The organism is Brevibacillus sp. FSL K6-6036, from assembly GCF_037964015.1.
Classification (GTDB): Bacteria; Bacillota; Bacilli; order Brevibacillales; family Brevibacillaceae; genus Brevibacillus; species Brevibacillus borstelensis.
Genome location: NZ_CP150173.1, coordinates 4743810 through 4764786 on the forward strand (window position 1 = coordinate 4743810; position 20977 = coordinate 4764786).

Annotated in this window: 17 protein-coding genes; 1 reads left to right on the forward strand and 16 read right to left on the reverse strand. The window is 54.1% G+C overall.

Annotated elements, in window-relative coordinates:
• Positions 1 to 32: 32 nt before the first annotated feature.
• The 16 genes from NST37_RS23275 to speE form a co-directional block, all read right to left on the reverse strand.
• Positions 33 to 662 carry a TetR/AcrR family transcriptional regulator gene (locus NST37_RS23275; RefSeq protein ID WP_003388459.1) on the reverse strand — a complete coding sequence of 210 codons (630 nt, stop codon included), beginning with the start codon at positions 660 to 662 and terminating at the stop codon, positions 33 to 35.
• Positions 663 to 822: 160 nt separating this feature from the next.
• Positions 823 to 1770 carry a methylmalonyl Co-A mutase-associated GTPase MeaB gene (gene meaB, locus NST37_RS23280; protein WP_024983746.1) on the reverse strand — a complete coding sequence of 316 codons (948 nt, stop codon included), beginning with the start codon at positions 1768 to 1770 and terminating at the stop codon, positions 823 to 825.
• 33 nt (positions 1771 to 1803) lie between these two features.
• Complete coding sequence (locus NST37_RS23285; protein ID WP_003388464.1) at positions 1804 to 2946, reverse strand: acyl-CoA dehydrogenase; 1143 nt, start codon at positions 2944 to 2946, stop codon at positions 1804 to 1806.
• A 27-nt stretch (positions 2947 to 2973) separates the two neighbouring features.
• Positions 2974 to 4116: an acyl-CoA dehydrogenase gene (locus tag NST37_RS23290; RefSeq protein ID WP_003388466.1), complete on the reverse strand. Its 1143-nt coding sequence runs from the start codon at positions 4114 to 4116 to the stop codon at positions 2974 to 2976.
• Positions 4117 to 4147: 31 nt separating this feature from the next.
• Complete coding sequence (locus NST37_RS23295) at positions 4148 to 4999, reverse strand: 3-hydroxybutyryl-CoA dehydrogenase (protein ID WP_003388468.1); 852 nt, start codon at positions 4997 to 4999, stop codon at positions 4148 to 4150.
• Between the two features lie 19 nt (positions 5000 to 5018).
• Complete coding sequence (locus tag NST37_RS23300) at positions 5019 to 6197, reverse strand: acetyl-CoA C-acetyltransferase (protein WP_003388470.1); 1179 nt, start codon at positions 6195 to 6197, stop codon at positions 5019 to 5021.
• A gap of 325 nt (positions 6198 to 6522) precedes the next feature.
• Positions 6523 to 7752 carry a hypothetical protein gene (locus NST37_RS23305; protein WP_024983743.1) on the reverse strand — a complete coding sequence of 410 codons (1230 nt, stop codon included), beginning with the start codon at positions 7750 to 7752 and terminating at the stop codon, positions 6523 to 6525.
• The gene (locus tag NST37_RS23310) at positions 7743 to 8288 is read right to left on the reverse strand and encodes a sigma-70 family RNA polymerase sigma factor (protein ID WP_003388473.1); all 546 of its coding nucleotides are present in this window, start codon (positions 8286 to 8288) and stop codon (positions 7743 to 7745) included. Before NST37_RS23310 ends, NST37_RS23305 begins: the two co-directional genes overlap by 10 nt.
• Positions 8289 to 8410: 122 nt before the next feature.
• Positions 8411 to 10483 carry a heterodisulfide reductase-related iron-sulfur binding cluster gene (locus tag NST37_RS23315; protein ID WP_003388474.1) on the reverse strand — a complete coding sequence of 691 codons (2073 nt, stop codon included), beginning with the start codon at positions 10481 to 10483 and terminating at the stop codon, positions 8411 to 8413.
• A 495-nt stretch (positions 10484 to 10978) separates the two neighbouring features.
• On the reverse strand, positions 10979 to 12331 hold the full coding sequence (gene ablA, locus NST37_RS23320) for a lysine 2,3-aminomutase (RefSeq protein ID WP_081924368.1): 1353 nt from the start codon (positions 12329 to 12331) through the stop codon (positions 10979 to 10981).
• A gap of 270 nt (positions 12332 to 12601) precedes the next feature.
• Positions 12602 to 14047, reverse strand: a complete 1446-nt coding sequence (locus NST37_RS23325; protein ID WP_003388476.1) for a sigma-54-dependent Fis family transcriptional regulator — start codon at positions 14045 to 14047, stop codon at positions 12602 to 12604.
• Positions 14048 to 14112: 65 nt separating this feature from the next.
• The gene (locus tag NST37_RS23330) at positions 14113 to 14505 is read right to left on the reverse strand and encodes a hypothetical protein (protein ID WP_003388477.1); all 393 of its coding nucleotides are present in this window, start codon (positions 14503 to 14505) and stop codon (positions 14113 to 14115) included.
• Between the two features lie 104 nt (positions 14506 to 14609).
• Positions 14610 to 15026, reverse strand: a complete 417-nt coding sequence (locus NST37_RS23335) for a DUF1934 domain-containing protein (RefSeq protein ID WP_039071515.1) — start codon at positions 15024 to 15026, stop codon at positions 14610 to 14612.
• 45 nt (positions 15027 to 15071) lie between these two features.
• Positions 15072 to 16322 (reverse strand): MFS transporter, encoded by a 1251-nt coding sequence (locus tag NST37_RS23340; protein ID WP_003388479.1) that lies wholly within the window; start codon positions 16320 to 16322, stop codon positions 15072 to 15074.
• 530 nt (positions 16323 to 16852) lie between these two features.
• On the reverse strand, positions 16853 to 17725 hold the full coding sequence (gene speB, locus NST37_RS23345) for an agmatinase (protein ID WP_039071513.1): 873 nt from the start codon (positions 17723 to 17725) through the stop codon (positions 16853 to 16855).
• A gap of 18 nt (positions 17726 to 17743) precedes the next feature.
• Positions 17744 to 18577: a polyamine aminopropyltransferase gene (gene speE, locus NST37_RS23350; protein WP_003388481.1), complete on the reverse strand. Its 834-nt coding sequence runs from the start codon at positions 18575 to 18577 to the stop codon at positions 17744 to 17746.
• 303 nt (positions 18578 to 18880) lie between these two features.
• On the opposite strand from speE, the gene NST37_RS23355 reads away from it, so the two are divergent.
• Positions 18881 to 20932, forward strand: a complete 2052-nt coding sequence (locus tag NST37_RS23355; protein WP_003388482.1) for a penicillin-binding protein 1A — start codon at positions 18881 to 18883, stop codon at positions 20930 to 20932.
• Positions 20933 to 20977: the final 45 nt, after the last annotated feature.

Consider the following 20977-nt stretch of genomic DNA (forward strand, 5'->3'; position numbering starts at 1 on the left):
AAGTGACGCGCTCACCGAGCAGCTGCATAAGACTACTCGGAAACGCTGATCTCGCGCAGAAGCAATGCCGTCTGTTTGTCTGTGTACTCCTCCAGCGTATAGTGGCGCTTTAGCGCCCAGCGGCGGAATACCCACATCTCCCCGAGCACCATGATGTTGTCTGCCATCAGTTTGACGTGCTTTTCATCGATGCCGATGGAGCCGTCTGCAATGCCTTTGCGCAATATCTCTTCAAAAATTTGCGTGATTTCTTCCTCGCGCCTCAGCACATAGCGAAGCGTTTCTTTCGGCAATGACTTGGATTCTTGATAGATCAGCAGGACGCGGTCGCTCATCTGATCCATTACGCGGAAAAAGCTGCGCAAGGCAAGCTTCAGGTTTTTCAGGCCCGTTCCGTTAAAGGTGATGGCTTCACGCAAGCGGCTCTCCACTTCACCGTGAATCGCGTCACATACCAGATACAGGACGTCTTCCTTTGATTCGATATATTCATACAGGGTGCCGATGCTAAATCCTGACGCCCGGGCAATTTCACGCGTCGTTGTTTTGTGGAACCCCTTGTTGATAAACAGATCGACGGCAGCCTCGATAATCTGTTCGCGCCGTTTCTCGATCAGCTTGGGGTCCTTCACTAGCGACGGTATGTTTTTCTTCTTCTCCACGACATATCCACCTTTCCAACCGACTGAGCGTTTGGTCAGACAACATTTGGAAAAAGAAAGACCAAACGCGCTCTCTCTATGTTGATATCCACGTTATTATACGCCTGGAGAGCGCGGAAAGCCAATCTTTCTTTTTCCTGTCCGCAAGGTCCTTGTCTTTTCAGGATTTTTGCCCCCACCATTGCAGGATGATGCGTTCGGCGGCGCTGTAAGGGTCCTCCGCGCGGGAAGCCACCCGCTCCAGCGCTTCTGCGTGCCGACCGCTCTGAATTCCGGCTTGCAGCCGTTGAAAGAGACGGTCCCGGACGATATCCAATACTTCTTCTTGAAGATGGCGGGAACGGCGGGCATCCGCCTCGCCGGACTCGTGCAGAAACTGCTGGTGGCGGTCTATTTGCTGCCACAAATCAGCCATCCCCTGCCCGCTGGTGGAAACCGTTTTGACGATCGGCGGACGCCAAGGGGCGTCGTGCTTGGCAAGGTCGAGCATCTGCTCCACTTCGATCTGCAGCTTTTCCGTCCCCGGCAAATCTGCCTTGTTGATAACAAACAAGTCTGCGATCTCCATGATGCCTGCTTTGAACGCCTGCACCGAGTCTCCTCCGCCGGGATTGAGCACCACCGCTGTCGTATCGGCGATGCTCATCACGTCCAGCTCGGATTGGCCTACGCCGACCGTTTCGATCAGGACCACATCACAGCCGTAGGCGTCCAGTACCCGGACAGCGTCCCGCGTATTGGCGGAAAGGCCGCCGAGACTGCCGCGTGTTCCCATGCTGCGGATGAACACCCCTTTGTCCAACGCGTGATTTTGCATCCGCACACGGTCGCCGAGCAGCGCCCCGCCGGTGAACGGACTGGTCGGATCGACCGCGACCACCCCGATCTTCATCTCCAGCGAACGCAAATAGCCGATCAGACAGTCAACCAGAGAGCTTTTGCCGGCCCCAGGCGAACCCGTAATGCCGATCAGCCTGGCCCTGCCGGTATGAGGAAAAAGCTCCTTTAAAATCTGGTTGCGCTCCGGATAGTCGTTTTCGATACAGGTAATGGCCCGGGCCGCCCCGCGCACATCTCCTGCGAGAATGCGTCTAGTGATTTCGTGCATGAAACGCCCTCATCTCACCCTATACTGTTCGCTCTACTCCTTCAGCAGATAGTTGCTGATCACGACGCGCTGAATTTCGTTGGTTCCCTCGTAGATTTGCGTGATTTTCGCATCGCGCATGAAGCGTTCCACCGGGTACTCGCGAGTGTAGCCGTAGCCGCCGAATACTTGAACAGCCTCGGTTGTCACTTCCATCGCGATATCGCCGGCGAATACCTTGGACATGGCCGATGCTTTTCCGTAAGGCAGACCTTGATCCTCCAGCCAGGCAGCCTGATAAGTCAGGAGGCGGGCCGCTTCGATCTTGGTCGCCATATCCGCCAGCTTGAACTGTATCGCCTGCAGCGCCGCGATCGGCTTGCCGAACTGGTTGCGCTCCTTGGCGTAGTCGCGGGCGTGGTCAAAGGCACCCTGCGCGATTCCAAGCGCCTGGGCAGCGATGCCATTGCGTCCCCCGTCCAGCGTCATCATCGCGATCTTGAAGCCTTGCCCCTCTTCACCCAGCCTGTTTTCCAGCGGTACACGCACATCTTCGAAATTGACCGCAAGCGTCGGCGAGGAACGAATTCCCAGCTTTTTCTCCTTCTTGCCCATCGTGAAGCCTTCCATACCTTTTTCGACGATAAAAGCGGTAATCCCTTTATGCTTGAGCTCCGGCTGGGTGACGGCAAAGACGATGTAGATTTCCGCTTCCCCGGCATTGGTGATAAAAATTTTGCTGCCGTTCAGCACGTAGTGATCGCCGTCGCGAACGGCAGTAGTCTTCATCCCTGCCGAGTCAGAGCCGGACCCAGGCTCAGTCAGACAGTACGCCCCCATCTTTTTGCCTTCGGCGAGCGGGCGCAAAAATCGCTGCTTTTGCTCCTCTGTGCCGAATTTATAGATGGGCCAGCTTGCCAGCGAGACATGTGCCGACAGCGTAACGCCGATAGAAGCGTCTACCCGAGACAGCTCTTCTACCGCAATCACATAGCTAAGGTAATCGGCACCTGCGCCGCCGTACTGCTCCGGCCACGGAATGCCTGTCAGTCCCAGCTCGGCCATTTGCTCGAATATCGCTCTGTCAAACCGCTCTTCCTCATCCCGCTCTGCTGCAGTGGGAGCTACCTGGGTCTCGGCAAAATCGCGGATCATCTTGCGCAGCATCTCTTGTTCTTCGGTCAATTGAAAATTCATCGCTTCCACTCCCTGCGTCTCATTGTCCTAATCGCACAGCAAATGCTTGCCGATCACGATGCGCTGAATCTCGTTGGTTCCCTCGTAAATTTGCGTTACCTTGGCGTCCCGGAACAGCCTTTCAACCGGGTACTCGCGCGTGTAGCCGTACCCGCCGAAAACCTGCACAGCCTCGGTCGCCAGCTTCACGGCAGTATCGGAGGCGAATTTTTTTGCCATCGACGCCTCCATGCCGCACGGAAGTCCTTTGCTTCGCAGATCGGCTGCCCGATAAACAAGCAGTCTCGCCGCTTCCGCCATCGTCGCCATATCGGCCAGCTTGAAGGCGATCGCCTGCTGTTCGATGATCGGCCGTCCGAACTGCTTCCGTTCCTTGGCGTACTGCGTTGCGTACGCAAAGGCGGCCTCCGCGATCCCCAAAGCTTGGGCGGCAATCCCGATCCGGCCGACATCCAGATTCGCCATCGCGATGGTGAAGCCGTCTCCTTCTTCGCCCAGCAAATTTTCTGCAGGCACCCGGGCGTTGTCAAAAATCAGCTCCGTTGTGCTGGAGCCGTGCAGCCCCATTTTCTTTTCTTTTTTCCCTACTGAAAAACCGGGTGTGTCCTTGTCGACGATAAAGGCGGAGATTCCTCGCGTCCCCATCGACGGGTCTGTAACGGCAAAGGCGATGTAGACATCGGCTTCCCCGCCGTTGGTGATAAACACCTTGTTTCCATTCAAAACGAATGCGTCTCCATCCCGGACAGCCGAGGTGCGAATGCGCCCGGCGTCCGACCCGGCATTCGGCTCAGTCAGGGCAAAAGCCCCGAGCATTTTGCCCGCTGCCAGTTGCGGCACGTATTTGCGTTTTTGTTCGTCGGTGCCAAAGTACAAGATCGGGTTGGTACAAACCGACGTATGCACGGACAGGATCACCCCGACTGTCGCGCTCACTTTGGAAATCTCATGAATCGCCAGAATATACGACTGAAAATCAGCACCTGCACCGCCCCATTCTTCCGGAATGGGAATGCCCATCAAGCCGATCTCCCCCATCTTTTTCACGATCTCGCGGGGGAACTGTTCTGTCTCTTCCATGACCGGGATGAACGGAGCGATTTCCTTCTGGGCAAAATCACGGACCATGCGACGCATCATGTCCTGCTCTTCATTGAGTCGAAAATCCATGTCAGTCCTACCTTTCCCTATATGAATCCTCTCAGTTGTACACGTAAAACCCCCGACCGGATTTTTTGCCCAGCCAGCCTGCTTTTACGTACTTGCGTAGCAGCGGGCAGGGGCGGTATTTCGAGTCGCCGAAGCCTTCGTACAGCACCTCCATGATGTAGAGGCAGGTGTCCAGCCCGATAAAATCAGCGAGGGTAAGCGGCCCCATCGGGTGGTTCATGCCCAGCTTCATCACTTCATCGACAGCCTCCGGCGTAGCCACACCCTCGTATACGCAATAGATCGCTTCATTGATCATCGGCATCAGTACGCGGTTGGAAACGAAGCCGGGAAAGTCGTTGACGCTGACAGGCACCTTGCCCATCTGTTTGGACAAATCCTCGGTAAGCTGGTACACCTCGTCCGCTGTCTGAAGTCCGCGAATAATCTCCACCAGCTTCATGACCGGTACCGGATTCATAAAGTGCATGCCAATCACTTTCTCGGGACGGCTGGTCACGGCCGCAATTTCTGTGATCGGCAGCGAGGAGGTGTTGGAGGCGAGAACTGCATGTGCCGGGCATACCGCATCCAGCTTTTTGAAGATTTCCGCCTTCACAGCCATGTTTTCGGTTACCGCTTCTACCACGAAATCGGCCTTCTCGCCATCGGCCAGATCGGTAGAAAGGGTGATGCGGCTGAGAATGTCCGCTTTTTCTTGCTCGCTCATCCGTCCCTTTTCCACATTGCGGGACAGGTTTTTATGGATCGTCCCAAGGCCGCGGTCCACAAACTCCTGTTTTACGTCGCTCAGGATCACTTGAAAGCCGGCCTGCGCCGATACTTGCGCAATCCCGCTGCCCATCTGCCCTGCTCCCACGACCATGATCGTTTGTACGTTCATATCCGCTCCTCCGTTTCGGCTATTCTACTTTGATCAAAATGGCGTCACCCTGGGCTGCCCCGCTGCAGATCGCTGCGACGCCAAGTCCGCCGCCCCGCCGCTTCAGCTCGTGAGCCAGATGGAGAACAATCCTCGCGCCGCTGGCTCCGATCGGATGGCCAAGCGCGATGGCTCCCCCGTTCACGTTTACCCTTTCTTCATCCCAGCCGACGATTTTTCCGCTGGTCAACGTGACAGCGGCAAAAGCTTCATTTACTTCAAACAATTCAATCTCTTCCAGGCGGGTGCCCGTCTTCTCCAGCAGCTTCTGGATTGCCAGCCCCGGCGTGGTGGCAATGTAGGGGGCTTCTGCTCCTACCTGCGCGTGTCCCAGAATCGTGGCAAGCGGCTTGACCCCCGCTTCCGCGGCTCTCTCCTCTGACATCAGCACCATCGCTGCCGCGCCGTCGTTGATTCCTGGCGCATTGCCCGCAGTGATGGTTCCGTCCTTTTTGTAAACAGGAGGCAGCTTCGCAAGGCCTTCCAAAGTCGTGTCGGGCCTCGGTGCCTCGTCACGGGTGACCAGGAGCGGCTCTCCCCTTCGCTGGGGAACAGCTACCGGCACGATTTCTTCGTCAAACAAGCCGGCCTTCATCGCCTGCACAGCACGCTGCTGGCTTCGATATGCCCAGCGATCCTGCTCCTCGCGCGTAATGCCGTACTCTTCGGCAACATTGCTGCCGTGTATCGCCATCGGGACCTGATCGAACGGACAGGTAAGGCCGTCGTGCATCATCAGATCCTGCAGCGCGGCGTCGCCCATCCGCAGTCCGTATCTCGCTCCAGCCAGCGCGTAAGGGGCGTTGCTCATGCTTTCCATGCCGCCCGCCACGATAATCTGTCCGTCGCCTGCGCGGATAATCTGGTCGCCCATCGTAACGGCCCGCATGCCGGATGCGCACACCTTGTTGATCGTCTGGCTGGCTACGCTCCACGGTACACCCGCTTTGCGCGCCGCCTGCCGGGAAGGGATTTGCCCTGCGCCAGCCTGCACGACCATGCCCATGATCACTTCATCGACCTGCTCTGCGGATACGCCTGATCGCTGCAGCGCTTCCCTGATCACGATCGCACCCAGATCTACTGCCGATACATCCTTCAATGAACCGCCAAGCTTTCCAAACGGAGTACGGGCTCCACCTGCAATCACCGTTTTCATCATCCGGTTCCTCCCTGTATGGTGACATCCAGAAAACCAAACTGAACGAGCGGTCGCTCATTTTTCTTCTCTCTTCATTTTGCCCCCTTCTTTCCGAATAGTCAATGAATATACAGCAGAAAACCTCGATTTTCGTCGAGTCCAATTTGCGCCAAGCCGGAACGGACTGGAAAAGGCTGGCCAACGCTCAAAAAACAGGCCTGACCGTAAAGCTGGGCAGGCCTGTTGTCTGTATGGTCTGTATGGTCTGTCTAGTCGGTATGTTGCTATGTCGGCTTATTGCTAAATTGCTATGTCGCTTTTGTCAGTTTTGTCTATATAGCTGTTACTGAATCGGCATCCAGCTTACCTTCCAGACGCCTTCTTGATTTTTGACCAAGCGGAAAGGGAGTGCTTCCCTGCCGTCTGAAAACTGCATGTAGACGATCGCTTCTGCCAGATACTTGGACTTTTGTCCGGAAGGGCTTTCCGGTTTTTGCTCCTTTGTCTCGAAGCCGATCACATGCGCTCTCAGATCTGCCAGCCGTTTTTGCGTGTTCTCCGCTCCTGCCGGGTCGTTTTTGACATCCTCCAGAAACGCCTCCAAAGAAGGCTTTGCGGAGTCGTCGCCGCCATCAGCGTAGAACGCGTATTGTGTGAGGAGGTCCCCTTCTTCTTCCGCATGGAGGTACAGCTTGAGGATGTCTGCCGGCTTCAGCCCGTACAAGACCCCATCCTTCTTTGTCTCCACAAACCCGAAATACGCGTTTTTTAATGAATCGCCAAGGTCAAGGACAGAGGGGGATGGACGCTCATTCAAAATCTCCATGCCGACGGTTCCGTTTGGCCGCATCATGTAAAAATAAATGTCGTTTTTCTCTCCCTGTACGTACTGAATCGAGTACATATACAGTTTTTTCTCTTTCCACCCGATGAAAAGATTGAGTCCGACCTTTCTGGCTTTTAGTCCTGTTTCATCGACTACGTATTCCGGCTCTTCGGGAACATATCCCTCCTGCTTGAAGAAGCTGATGTTCCAAAATTCATCAGCGCCATTTTCCAAATCCCCATTGTCATCAACGACATTGTAGGGCGCCTGGATTCGCTTTTTTACCTCTTCCTGCGTCAGTCCAATGCGCAAAGCCTCTTTGATCTCCTGCACCTTGTTTTGAATCTCCTCGTCGCTGGGGCCGCTTAGCTGGTCAGTGCCCGGCGGCTGTCCAATTCCCGGTGAAGTACCCGGTGCAGGTGGTGTTGGCGCCGTTCCTGCGGGGAGAGAAGGTGGATCGGCAGGAACCGGATCCACTGGACCAGGCCCAGTCGTCACATGCCCGCCGGGAGCCGGGTTGGATGGTCCAAAGAGTGGGCCAGAAAATAGCAGGAGCGATGCTGCTGCCACTGCCGCAGCCCCAACCTTATACAGGGAGCGATGCCCGAACTTTCGCTCGGCCGTTTTCTGTCCGCCCCGCGCCTTGCCCAAAATACGCTCCTCCAGCTCGGCGGTGTCGTCCATTTCTCGCAGAATCGCCTGGTCAGCCGTCTGTTTAAATTCCCGCAGACGTTTTTCTAGATCCATTCCAGTCCCTCCTTTTCCAACTGTTCTCTCAGCTTTTGGCGCGCCCGATGCAAACGGGTATGGATCGCTCCCGCAGAAATATCCAGGATGTCGGCCATTTCCTCAATCGACAGCTCTTCATAGTAGTGGAGCACAATGATTTGCCGATGGGTGGGCGGCAGGCTCATCACCAGTCTGGCAAAGCGAATGCGGCTGTCGCTTTGCAGCACGGCGGACTCCGTATCCCCGACCACCTCTACATCCACCTCTGCGCGGAAAAACAGATGGCGAAAAGACCAGGAGCGCAAATATTTTTTCGATTCATTGACAGCAATTTTGTATACCCACGTCTGCATCGAGCTTTCCTCGCGAAAGGAAGAGAGATTCTTGTACGCTTTGAGAAAGACCTCCTGGGTAATGTCTTCCGCCAGATTTCGGTCTTTGACGATTAAGTAAACCAGCCGCAATATCTTTTTTACATAGCCGCGAACCAAACTTTCAAAGACAGCTTCCTTTGTTTTTTCCAACCGAATGTTGGCCTGTTCCAGCTTTCTCACTCCCCTCTCCTTTATTGATCCGGCTGGCGATGATTTCTTACATCGAACATACAGGTTTTTGAAAAAAAATCTCCTTGGCCCCCGTTTGAAGGGACAAGGAGATTGCAGGCCTCGCCGATCCGCTAGATGGCATCCGCGAGAATTTCCGCGATGTCGCGTGTCTTTACTTGCTCTTCCAGCTCTTTCATTTTTACGCCGTCGTTCATCATCGTCAGGCAGTACGGACAAGCGCTGGCGATGGCTGTCGGTTTGACCTCGAGGGCCTGCTCGGTGCGGGCGACGTTTACCCGCGTTCCTTCGTGCTCCTCCATCCACATCAGGCCTCCGCCTGCTCCGCAGCACATGCTGTCGCAGCCGCTTCGCTTCATCTCTGCGATTTCGACGCCCGGGATGGCCTCCAGTATTTGGCGGGGCCTGTCGTAAATCTCGTTGTAGCGGCCCAGATAGCAGGAGTCGTGGTAGGTGATCCGCTCTTTCACTTCTTTTGTCGGCTTGAGGCGGCCTTCGCGCACCCATTCGGCGAGAAGCTCGGAATGGTGGTACACCTCGGCCTCCAGGCCAAATTCCGGGTATTCGTTTTTAAACGTATTGAACGCATGCGGGTCGCAGGTGACGATCTTTTTCACGCCGTACGCCTGGAACAGCGCGATGTTTTCCTGCGCCAGCTGCTGGAACAAAAATTCGTTTCCGATGCGGCGGGCCGTATCGCCGGAGTTTTTCTCCTCATTGCCGAGAATGGCAAATTTGACGCCTGCCTCATGCATCAGCTTGACGAACGCCTGGGAAATCTTTTGGCTGCGAATGTCAAAGGAGCCCATCGAGCCTACCCAGAACAGGTATTCAAATTCTTCCGTGTTTTGTACGGTAGGAACTTCATATTGCCCGTTCAAGCCTTCGATCCATTTCATCCGGTCCTTGCGGTTGATCCCCCATGGGTTGCCCTGCCGCTCGATGTTGTTCAAGGCGCGCTGGGCTTCCTGCGGCATGCTGCCCTCGGTCATGACCAGATAGCGCCGCATATCGATGATTTTATCTACGTGCTCGTTCATCACCGGGCACTGGTCCTCGCAGTTGCGGCAGGTGGTACAAGCCCACAGCTCCTGCTCGGTAATGACGTCGCCGATCAGGTTTTTGTCGTAGATCGAAGCTGCTGCCCCCTCCGAGGCTGCTGCCGCTTCGCCAGCCTGAAACGCCAGCTGGTTTGCTGTCGCATTGGCGAACGCGAAGCTCGGCATCCACGGTGTGCGGGAGGTTACAACTGCTCCTTTTTCCGTCAGGTGGTCGCGCATCTTGGTGATCAGATCCATCGGGGAGAGCATTTTACCCGTGCCGGAAGCGGGACACATATTGGTGCAGCGGCCGCACTCCACACAAGCGTACAAATCGATCAGCTGCGTCTGGGTAAAGTCTTCGATTTTGCCTACCCCGAATACTTCTTGCGTTTCGTCCTCAAAATCGATGCTCGACAGCTTGCCTGCCGGCCCCAGCTTTTTAAACCAGACGTTGACCGGAGCAAAAATCAAGTGGGCGTGCTTGGATTGCGGCACGTAAACGGCAAAGGCAAGCAGGATCAGCAGGTGCAGCCACCAGAATACGTAAAACAGTGCGGCAGCCGCTGTCTCCGAGATTCCCGCGAATATTGCCGCGATGGCGGACGAGATCGGAGCAAAGCCGGATGCTTCGTGACCGAGCCAAAGCTGCTCAAAGGCCAGCGACAGCAAAACGGTAGCCATCAAGGTAGAGATGAACAAAAGCACCAGGCCGGACTTGAAGCCGCGTTTCAAGCGCTTCAGTTTTTCGACGTAGCGGCGGTAGAAGGCGTAGCCGACTGCTGCCAGAATCAAAAACGCCGTGATCTCCTGCATCAGGCTGAAGTACTTGTGAGCGCTGCCAAACGGCAGCTCGAAGCCTTTGACCAGCCCCTTGACGATCAGCTCGATCGCCCCGAACTGCAGGATAATAAAGCCGTAAAACATGACGACATGCATTACGCCGCTCTTCTTGTCCTTGAGCAGCTTTTTGTGAAAGACGACGTTTTCCAGCATCAGGTTGATGCGTGCGCCAAAGTCGTCCTTTACATCCGGCTTTTTCCCCAGTTTGATGAAGAGATACCGGCTGTACACCACATGGCATGCGAGGTACAAACCGTATGCGAGCACCAGAAAAAACGCGATGAGATTGATTAGAGCCAGCACGGTTCTCAGCTCCCCCTTTTTCGTGTTCGACTGTTGTTTTCTATCTTATCAGAACTGACAGAAAAAATGAATGACCATTCACTCATTATTTTTTCTTTCCTGAAGCTTGTCCAGACTGAGCGTTCGTTCAGGATAGCGTATGCACTGATCTTAACACATATGCTGCTCTCTCGTCATCTCCCTTTCTCCGGACGAACCGTTCCAGATGATGGTCGTGGCAAAGAAAAATCGCCTTGGAGCAAGCGAGCTGGACGGCTTCGCTTTTCCAAGGCGGTCTTTTGTACAAGAGCGGGTCGGGATGCTTTTTTCCGCTCGGAGCTATGTTTCATCAGTGTCCTGCTTCCGTTTGCCGATACTGGTTTTATGATCGGAGCCTGTTTTAATCCTCCGACGCTTGCCTCTCAGCCCACGGGCTACTGCAATCTCTCGTAGTTTGTTTCTCTGTCACGGCCCGCTTGCAAACTCCCGACGTTTGTTTGGCCGTAGCGGCCCGCTTCAGTCCCCAGACGCCTGTTTCTCCGTCGTGGCCTGCTTTTTCTCGCGCTGCTCCTGCCGCACATCGGCCAACGACTTGACCTTGGTCGCCTTGATCCGCTTGTTGCGGGCGAGACCTGTCGGCTCCAGATTGTCGGCTTCGTCTTTCATCAGCGCTGCAATACCGACCGCTTTTCCTTTGGCCGCCTTGCAGTATTCGCAGTTCTCCTCGTCGTGGGCGTGATACTTCTTCGGCTCCGGATAGGACGTGATCACACCCTCAAAGTTGCGCAGCACGACTTTGTCGGCCGACTGTGAAACGATGTAGTTCGGCATGACCGGAATTTTGCCGCCGCCGTGCGGAGCGTCCACGACAAAGGTCGGGACGGCATAACCGGATGTATGGCCGCGCAGATGCTCGATGATTTCGATCCCTTTGCTGACCGGCGCGCGGAAGTGGCCGATCCCCTCGGAGAGGTCGCACTGATAGATGTAGTACGGACGGACACGAATTTTCACCAGATCGTGCACGAGTTTTTTCATCGTGTTCGGACAGTCGTTGATTCCGGCCAGGATAACCGCCTGGTTGCCCAGCGGCACGCCTGCGTTCGCCAGCATTTCACAGGCCTGCTTGGCTTCCGGAGTAATCTCCTTGGGATGGTTGAAGTGCGTATTCAGCCAAACCGGATGGTATTTTTTCAGGATGTTGCACAGGTTTTCCGTGATGCGCTGCGGGAAAACGACCGGAGCCCGCGTACCGATGCGGATGATTTCCACATGCGGGATTGCCCGCAAATTGCTGATGATGTATTCCAGAATGCGGTCATTGATCAGAAGGCCGTCTCCGCCGGAGAGCAGCACGTCCCGCACTTCTGGCGTATTGCGGATATAGTCGATACAGGCGTCGAGCTGCTTCTTGGGAACACCCATGCCGATCTGGCCGGAGAACCGGCGGCGTGTACAGTAGCGGCAGTACATGGAGCACTGGTTGGTTACGAGAAACAGCACCCGATCAGGGTAGCGGTGAGTCAGCCCCGGCACCGGCGAGTCGGTATCCTCGTGGAGCGGGTCTTCCATATCGTATTTCGTCCGGACCATCTCGGAGGACAGCGGAACGGACTGCATCCGTACCGGGTCCTTCGGATCGTCTGGGTCCATCAGCATGGCGTAATAAGGGGTGATGTTGAGCGGAATGGTCTGGTTGGAGATGCGAACCCCTTCTTCTTCCTCCGGTGTCAGGTTGATCACTTGCTTCAATTCGTCCACGGTGCGAATGGTGTGGGTCAACTGCCACATCCAGTCGTTCCATTGTTCTTCCGTAACATCCTTCCACAATTCAATCTGGCGCCAGTCGCGCTTGGTGGCTACCGTCATGTCTGTCATCCCCTCTCATCGCGTGTCGATAACACGTGTTTCGCTCGACAAGTACGAGATGCAACACTCGTGCCAACCAAATCAAAAGATTCGGAAAATATGAAATACGCCTTAGTTATTGAACCAGCGATCCCTTACAAAACCGGGCTTTGCTGGCAATGCAATGAGTCTTTTCTTTTTGTTCTCCCAAGAGCCTGGACGGGTCTGCCCTCGTCTTTTCAGTCAATCTTGATGATCTCAACTGCCGAAAATTCGGCACTGGGACGATTGCTATCGATTCGCCCCGGATCGTTGCGACAGTTTGTACTGCAGCGTTTGGCGCGGAATCCCGAGCAATTTTGCTGCCCTCAGAATGTTCCCCTCCGTCTCTCGCATCGCCTGCTCGATCATCTGCTCTTCCACATCGCGGAGCACCTCCGGCAGGGAAAGCTGGCCGGTTTTCGGGACTAAACCCATACCCCGGGAGCTTTTTTCTGCGGGGAATAGAGCGATCCCGGACATCCTGTCGAGCAGATGGAGCGGCAAGTGCTCCGCTTCGATCAGATCGCCCTCCACCATGTTCATCGCCGCTTCGATCACATGCTCCAGCTCGCGTACATTCCCGGGCCAGTCATATCTGGAAAACAGCGCGGATACTTCATCGCTTATCCCCTGCACCCGCATCTGGAATTTCTGATTGTACTTTTCGAGAAAATGACGTACCAGAAGGAAAACGTCCTCTCTGCGGTCACGGAGCGGCGGCAGCTCAAATGAAACGACATTGATCCGGTAGTACAGGTCTGTCCGCATCGCTCCCTTGCTGACCAGCGCCAGTGGCGGCTCATTGACGGCGGCAATTACCCTCACATCCACCCGGGTCGAATGGCTGCTGCCGATCCTGCGTATTTCCCCGTCCTGCAGTACGCGCAACAGCTTCGCCTGCAAATCGAGCGGCATGCTGTTCAGCTCATCGAGAAACAAAGTTCCTCCATCTGCCAGCTCGAACAATCCGGGCCTGTCATCTGCTCCGGTAAAGCTGCCTTTCACAGTCCCAAAAAGAAGACTCTCCAGCAGGGTAGCCGGGAGCGCCGCACAGTTTTGGGCAATAAACGGCTGACTGCTTCGCGCAGATGCCTGATGAATCGACTGGACAAACAGTTCCTTGCCTGTCCCTGTCTCGCCATAGATCAACACAGGAGACGAGGTTCTCGCTGCCCGCCTTGCCCGATCGATCAACTGCATCATCCGATCATTGGCGGTCAAAATATCGGCAAAGTGAAAGGAGAGTCCGTCTCCGACGGCTTTCTGCCCCCGCTTTGCCTTTTTCGGCTTGCTGATTTTTGCCTGGAGGTCCAGCAGCTTTTCCGAAAGCTCCTTGAGCTTCCCGATATCCTTGGCTACCTCCACCGCACCCACGAGCCGTTTGCCGACCCGGACCGGGAGCGTCGTATTGATCGTCTCCACTCTCACGCCCCGCCAGTTGGTGTACGCCTGAGGCTTGTTGAAAATCGGCTCGCCGTTTGCAATCACTGTCAGCAGTGTGCTGGAGTGCCGATCAAGCGACGGGAAAACCTCAAGCAGCGGCTTGCCCAATACCTCTTCTGGTGTAAGCCCGTCCAGCTTTGCGGCGACGTGGTTGTAAAAAATCGAGATGCCATTGGCATCGACGACGTGAATTCCTTCATCAATAGCTCCCAAAATGGCCTGCAGCATTTCCACCGTTTCCGACATTGGCATCCGCCCGCATACCTCCTTTTACACAAGCTGCCAAAAAATCATCACTATGCCGAATATTCAGCACTTTATCGTTGGCGTTCAATCTGAGCCGCGACGACAATCGTATAGAGAACATGCCCGACGATCCAGATGAGAAACGCGACAAATGACATCGGTGTGCCGCTAAGCAGACTGAAGGGCAGGTAGGCCACCGTAAAAGCTAGTGCCCAATACAGCAGAAATCGAACTGTTGCACGACGATCGCGGGGGTAGAAATACGCCATGAAAAACACGACGACCACGCTGATCAGCAGGTGAATCAATAATTCGATGACGGATGGAAGCCCGGCCATTCCCGGCACATAGCTGACATCGATCAAGACGGCAAACGTGGATGTTCCAAACAGCCCATCGCACAAAGCCAGAAATGCTGCAAGAATCAGACCGGCGATCAAGCCGTTGACCAAGACAAAGGTCATTTTCTGTTCCCTCCTCTGCCGCAAGTACCCCTATTGTACAGGAAGAAAGACCGCTCATGAAAGGGCGGTCTTCGTCATCAGCACGTGTCCGTCCGGTTTCTTGTTCATTGCCAGCTTATCTGCAGGGAAATTTCGTGGTCTCCCGCATATTGCTCGTTCAACCAGAGCTGGTAAGAGATTTGGATCACGGACGGTCGTTCATTTTCATCATTTCTTTTCATCTTGTACACATTGATTTCCATAGAGAAAATCCCGTGGGGACTGTGGTACGTCGTGCGGTCCGTTTCTCCCTTTTGAAACCGTTGCTTCGTCTGTATTGCCCCCTGCCGCAGGAGGGAGATGCTCTGCTGCGAAAATTTCCAGACGGTGTTGACCTCTCCGGCGCCCTCCATCTGTTCTTTATAGGTAAGATACCAGTCGCTTCCTTTTTGCGTGCAGCGACCAAGGTATTGATGGGTATCTTCTTGCCATTCATCGTACATTTTATGCCTGGATGTCAATTCAACATTTACTTCTTGCATGTTCAGACGGTCCTCGCTTTCCGGACAGCTATTTCCTCGTCCATTCTACGCCCCGCGCTCTTTTGTTGCAACCATCGATTCCTCCTGCGGCAGTCTGAGCAGGTAGGGCATGGATACGCCAACTCCAACTGCTGCCAGCAGCAATAGCCCAGCCAGGACGAGATAGCCGACGCCCGCTCCCGTACTGTCGACCATAAAGGTGAACAGCCCGATCAGGAGCAGACGCATCGCCATCCCGGCAGAGTTGAAAAAGCTCATCACTCTGCCCATCACCTGTTTCGGCACTACGTTCATATAAAGCGTCTGGCGGACCAGCCGCACCGAAGCATTGCACCAGCCGAAAAATACGGAAGCAGCTACAAACCCCCACCCCTGCGCGATTGCTACCATCGCTATCGTCGCTATCGCAAACAGCAGCGTGTTGCCCACCATGGCAGACAGCTGACCCGTTTTTTTGACGATGACGGAGACGAGGAAGCCTGCTCCTACAGCGCCTATCGCATACGTGACTTCACCCATCGAGAAAATATCCACTTCCGCCCTCAAGGACTGATTGACGTAGACAGGAGCCAGCAGGTTGCTGGCCATGACCGCTATGAACGGCATCATGGCAGAGAGTCCGAAGATGAGAAAGCCGCGCTTGGAGCGGATGTACTCCCAGCTTTGATACAGCTGGCCGGTCCAGGAGACGCTGCTGTTCTTTTTCGCCTCTGCTTCCAGAGTAAAAGTATAGGACATCGTCGACATCAGCAGGTAGGCGATCAAATATGTAAGTGCATTGATTAAAAGGACGATGTGAAGGCCGAACAGGTTTAGCAAAAACCCCGCAAAGGCACCAGCCAGTACGGTCGCAGTCTGTCCTTCCACCTCCAGCAGGCTGTTGATGTCGTTGTAGTGCCTGGGGGAAAAGCTTTCCTGCACCAATGCGGCCTGTGCGGGATAGTGAATTTGATACATCAGGGTGGTCACCAGATAGACGGTGATCAGCATCCATTCCGCATAGGAACCGTAAAATCCCCAGATGGCGAGAATTCCCAGGACGGTAAAGCCGATGGCATGCTCTGCCAGCATCATCCTCTTTCGGGACAACCGGTCGATCAACGTGCCGATATACGGTCCGATAAAGAACATCAGCACAGCGGAAGTGAACATGGTCGTTCCTAAAAGCTCGGCTGAGCCGGTGGACTCGACCAGGTACCAGGCGATACCGATCATGGTCATTCCTTGGCCGAATCCGGAAAACAGATTGGAGAAAAACAGCTTTTTGAATTCGCGGTTGCTGAATACCTCTTTCATGGCTGACAGCCCCTTTTTTCTTCGATCCTCTTTTTATCATAATAGCTAGAATATTCTATTTTGTAAATAAAAATGTTTATTATGTGAGCTGGTCTTGCTGAAAAGCTTCTTTATTCCGGCTTTGGGGGAGGAGATGAAAGAGGAGAAAAACGCTACAGGTTCGGTGGGACACCTGCTGGGGGTTTGACTGGCCGACTCCATTCCAAAAGTGGAACCGCGTCCAAAAGCAGCTCTTTCAGGGAGCGTCTCAGAGTTGGACGCTAAAGGCGTGTTCCACTTTTGGAATGAAGTCTTGGATGGTGTCCCAAAGACCTTCGCGTTTTTCTCCTCTTTCATCTCTACAGCTGCCTTCGTTTATACGGACTATTTTTCGCAAACTCAAAGAAGAAAGGCTCTGAGCGCTTTTACGTTTTTATAATCAAATTGATAATTGAAAACGCCTCCGGCAAAAAACCGAAGGCGTCTCTGGATAACATCATGGATGGACCACATCCATATGTTGTAGCTTTGTTGTGATTCGCAGCAAAACTTTATTTTACGAAGCCCAAAATCAATTCGCGCAGGATTTTGGACGCGACGATTTGGGTCATTTCGCTGTGGTCGTAGACCGGTGCTACTTCGACCAGGTCGCAGCCGATGACGTTGGCTCCGTTTTTGGACATAAAGTGGATGGTGTCGAGCAGCTCGCGGGACGTAATGCCGCCCGCTTCTGTCGTTCCCGTTCCTGGCGCATGGGCAGGGTCCAGCACGTCGATGTCGATGGTCAGGTAGATCGGGCGGTTGCCGATGGTCGGCAGCACTTGCTTCACCGGTTCCAGGACATCGTATTTGTACAGGTGCATGTTTTCCTTGGCCCATTCGAATTCTTCCTTCATGCCGCTGCGGATGCCGAAGGAGTAGACGTTTTTCCCGCCGATGAGATCGCACGCCTTTTTGATCGGCGTAGAGTGGGAATACGGATAGCCCTCGTAGTGATCACGCAGGTCGGTATGGGCATCGAAGTGGAAAATGACCAGATCGGACTTGTACTTTTCGTAAACGGCTTGAAACACTGGCCAGGAGACCAGATGCTCGCCGCCGAGCCCGATCGGCATTTTGCCGTCTGCCAGCACTCTGCGGACAAACTCGCGAATCGCGTCGAGGCTTCCCTCGACATTGCCGAATGGCAGCGGAATATCGCCCGCATCAAAGTATTTTACGTCTTCCAGCAGCCTGTCCAGGTACGGGCTGTACTCTTCAAGGCCGATGGAGACCTCGCGAATGCGGCCTGGGCCAAAACGGGAGCCCGGACGGAAGCTCACTGTCCAGTCCATCGGCATGCCGTAGATGACTGCCTGGCTTTCCTCGTAGTTGGCGTGGCTGCGGATAAACACGTTGCCCGAGTATGCTTCGTCAAAACGCATGAATTCAGCCCTCCGTCCTTAGTCGCGAGTCAGCTCAGCCACGAAGTTAGGCAGCTTGAAAACAGCGTGGTGAATCTCCGCATTGTAGTATTTGGTGCCCAGATCCTTGATCTTGCTTGCGTCCACTTCCAGAGGATCATGCTGTTTGGAGCCGATCGTAAAGCTCCACAGACCGGATGGATAGGTCGGGATGCTGCACGTATACAGACGGGTCACAGGGAAAATGGAGCTGATATCTTTAAATACGCGCTTGATCAGGTCACGGTTGAACCATGGGGATTCTGTCTGAGCCACCATGATGCCGTCCGGTTTCAACGCGTCGTAAATGCCTTGATAAAAGCCTTTTTCAAACAAGCCTACTGCAGGGCCAACCGGTTCGGTCGAGTCGACCATGATGACGTCATATTCACCCTTGTGGTCGTGGATGTGCTTGATGCCGTCAATCACTTGCACGTCGACGCGCGGATTTCCGCTCAGTTCGCTTGCGATCTGCGGGAAGTACTTTTTGCTTGATTCAATAACACCGCCGTCGATTTCAGCCAACACGGCTTTTTCCACGGAAGGATGCTTGACGATTTCACGGATAGCTCCGCCGTCTCCTCCGCCTACGACCAGAACCTTCTTCGGGTTCGGGTGAGTATTGAGGGCCACGTGAGAGATCATCTCATGATAGACGAACTCATCCACGTCAGTAGTCATGACCATGCCGTCGAGCACCAGCATACGTCCGAATTGCTTGGTGTTAATAATGTCCAGCTGTTGAAAATCCGTTTTTTCGCTGTATAAGGTCTCGGTAATTTTTGTTGTAATACCGTGATTTTCCGTTTGTTTTTCGGTGTACCACAGTTCCATGTTCATGATTATGTACCCTCCTTTTAATAACCGCATTGGTTGAAAAAAGCGACCAAATCCGGGCCAGAGGCCGTTCTTGCCGTAATGGTCTACGACAGAAGCGAATGTTTCATAATTCGTATCTGCCAAGAAAATTATAGTAGCTGGCCCCCAAAATGCAAGATTTTTTTCAAAAACAATCATCCCCGGCAGGAAGCCAAGTTTATCCAGGTCCGTTTTTTCCCATACTAGATAGGAAAAACGATTCGTTTGTTTAGTATGCCCCGAAGAGCAAAATATTTTGGGAGGAAAGGACGAGATGTCATGGAAGTGATGCGGGAAGCTCCGCTGATCCGATACCTTCGCTTGGCAAAGAAATTCGTAAAATTTCTCATACTCAGCCTATTGTGCTGTTCGTTTGCTGCCCTGATGCTCATTCTGTACCTCCGCTCGCAGCCGCTGCCCGAGGTGTTCATCAATCAGACCACCACGATTTATGCGGAAAACGGCGAAGTCCTCGATACGCTGCATCGCGGGCAGAACCGGATCGTCGTACCGCTCAAGGAGATGGCGCCCTCGCTCGTCCAAGCGACAGTAGCCATCGAGGACCGCTCTTTTCACGATCATTACGGAATCGACTGGAAACGTTTGGCGCGCGCTGCCTATGTGGATGTCATCCATATGGAAAAGGTGCAGGGAGCCAGCACCATTACCCAGCAGCTGGCGCGAAATCTGTACCTGACGCTGGACAAGACCTGGGAGCGAAAAATCAAGGAAGCGCTCCTCGCCATCCAGCTTGAGCTCAATTACAGCAAGGACGAGATTCTGGAAATGTACATGAACCAGATTTACTACGGCCATTCGGCTTACGGCGCCCAGGCGGCAGCCCAGACGTATTTTGGCAAAAACGCCAAGGACCTGACATTGGCCGAAAGCTCCATGCTGGCCGGAATTCCGAAAGGTCCATCCTACTACTCCCCTTATGTAGATTTTGAAAAGGCCAAATCCCGCCAAAAGTTGATTCTGCAAGCGATGCAGCGCTCTGGATACATTACGGCGGAGCAGGCAGAGAAAGCCTTTGCCGAACCGATCAAGCTGAAGGACCGGGCTCAGGAAAAAGCGGTTGAACAAGCCCCCTATTTTCTTGACTACCTGGCAAGTCTGGTCAAAAACAGATACGGGATTGATGAGGAAACCTTTATTCACGGAGGCTTGAAGATTTACACGACACTTGATCCGGCGATGCAAAAGAAAGCCGAGGAAATCATCGCCGCCACCTTGCCCAAGGACAACCCGGACTTGCAGGTCGCCCTGGTAGCCATGGACCCCAAAACCGGACACGTCAAAGCGATGGTCGGCGGGAGAGATTATCAAAAAAGCCAGTACAACCGGGTTCTTGGAAAACGTCAGCCAGGCTCTTCCTTCAAACCGATTCTGTATCTGGCTGCCCTGCAAAACGGGTATACGCCGCTGACGATGATGAAAAGCGAGCCGACCGTCTTTACGTACGACAAGGTCAAGCAGTATATCCCGCGCAACTTCGGAGAGCGCTACGCTCACGACTTTATCAGCATGAGGGAAGCGATCAAAACCTCTGACAATATTTACGCTGTCAAGACGATCGACCATTTGACGCCGCAAAAGGTGGTCGAGCAAGCGAAAAGCCTCGGAATATCCAGTCCGCTTCAAGCGGTTCCTTCCCTGGCACTGGGCACGTCACTGGTTTCGCCTTTTGAGCTGAATGCAGCATACGCTGCGTTTGCCAACAAGGGCGAGTATGTAAAGCCGATCGCGATCACGCGCATTGAGGACAGCCAAGGGAACATTCTCGTGGAAGAAAAAACGGAAAGAACCCGGGTCGCTGATCCTGTCGCATCCGCGCTGCTCACCAACATGATGCAAAGCGTTTTTGAACGGGGCGGCACCGGTTACCGCGTCGCCAACATACTCAACCGCCCGGTGGCGGGCAAGACCGGCTCGACCGATTATGACGCGTGGTTGAGCGGCTTTACCCCTCAGCTCGTCAGCACGGTCTGGGTAGGCTATGACCAAAATCGCAAGGTAGATGACGTAAAGGAAGGCTATCTTTCCAAAAAGATCTGGGCCGAATTCATGGAAAAAGCACTGCAGGATCAACCGCCTGCCTTGTTTGAAATGCCCGCTGGGGTCGTTTCGGTCTATATTGATTCCAAATCGGGGAAACTGGCCACGGAACACTGTCCCGACCCACAGCTTTATTACTTTGCCAAAGGGACGGAGCCGCAGGAGTTCTGTACAGATCACCTTCCGCCAAACGAATCCCCGACTCCGCTCTCGCCTCCCGATTCGCCTTCCTTCTGGCAGCGAATGGGCAGTTGGTGGAGCCCGTCACAGTGATAGGGGAAGCTGCCGGTTTTTCAAAAAAAAAGGGCCACACCTCAT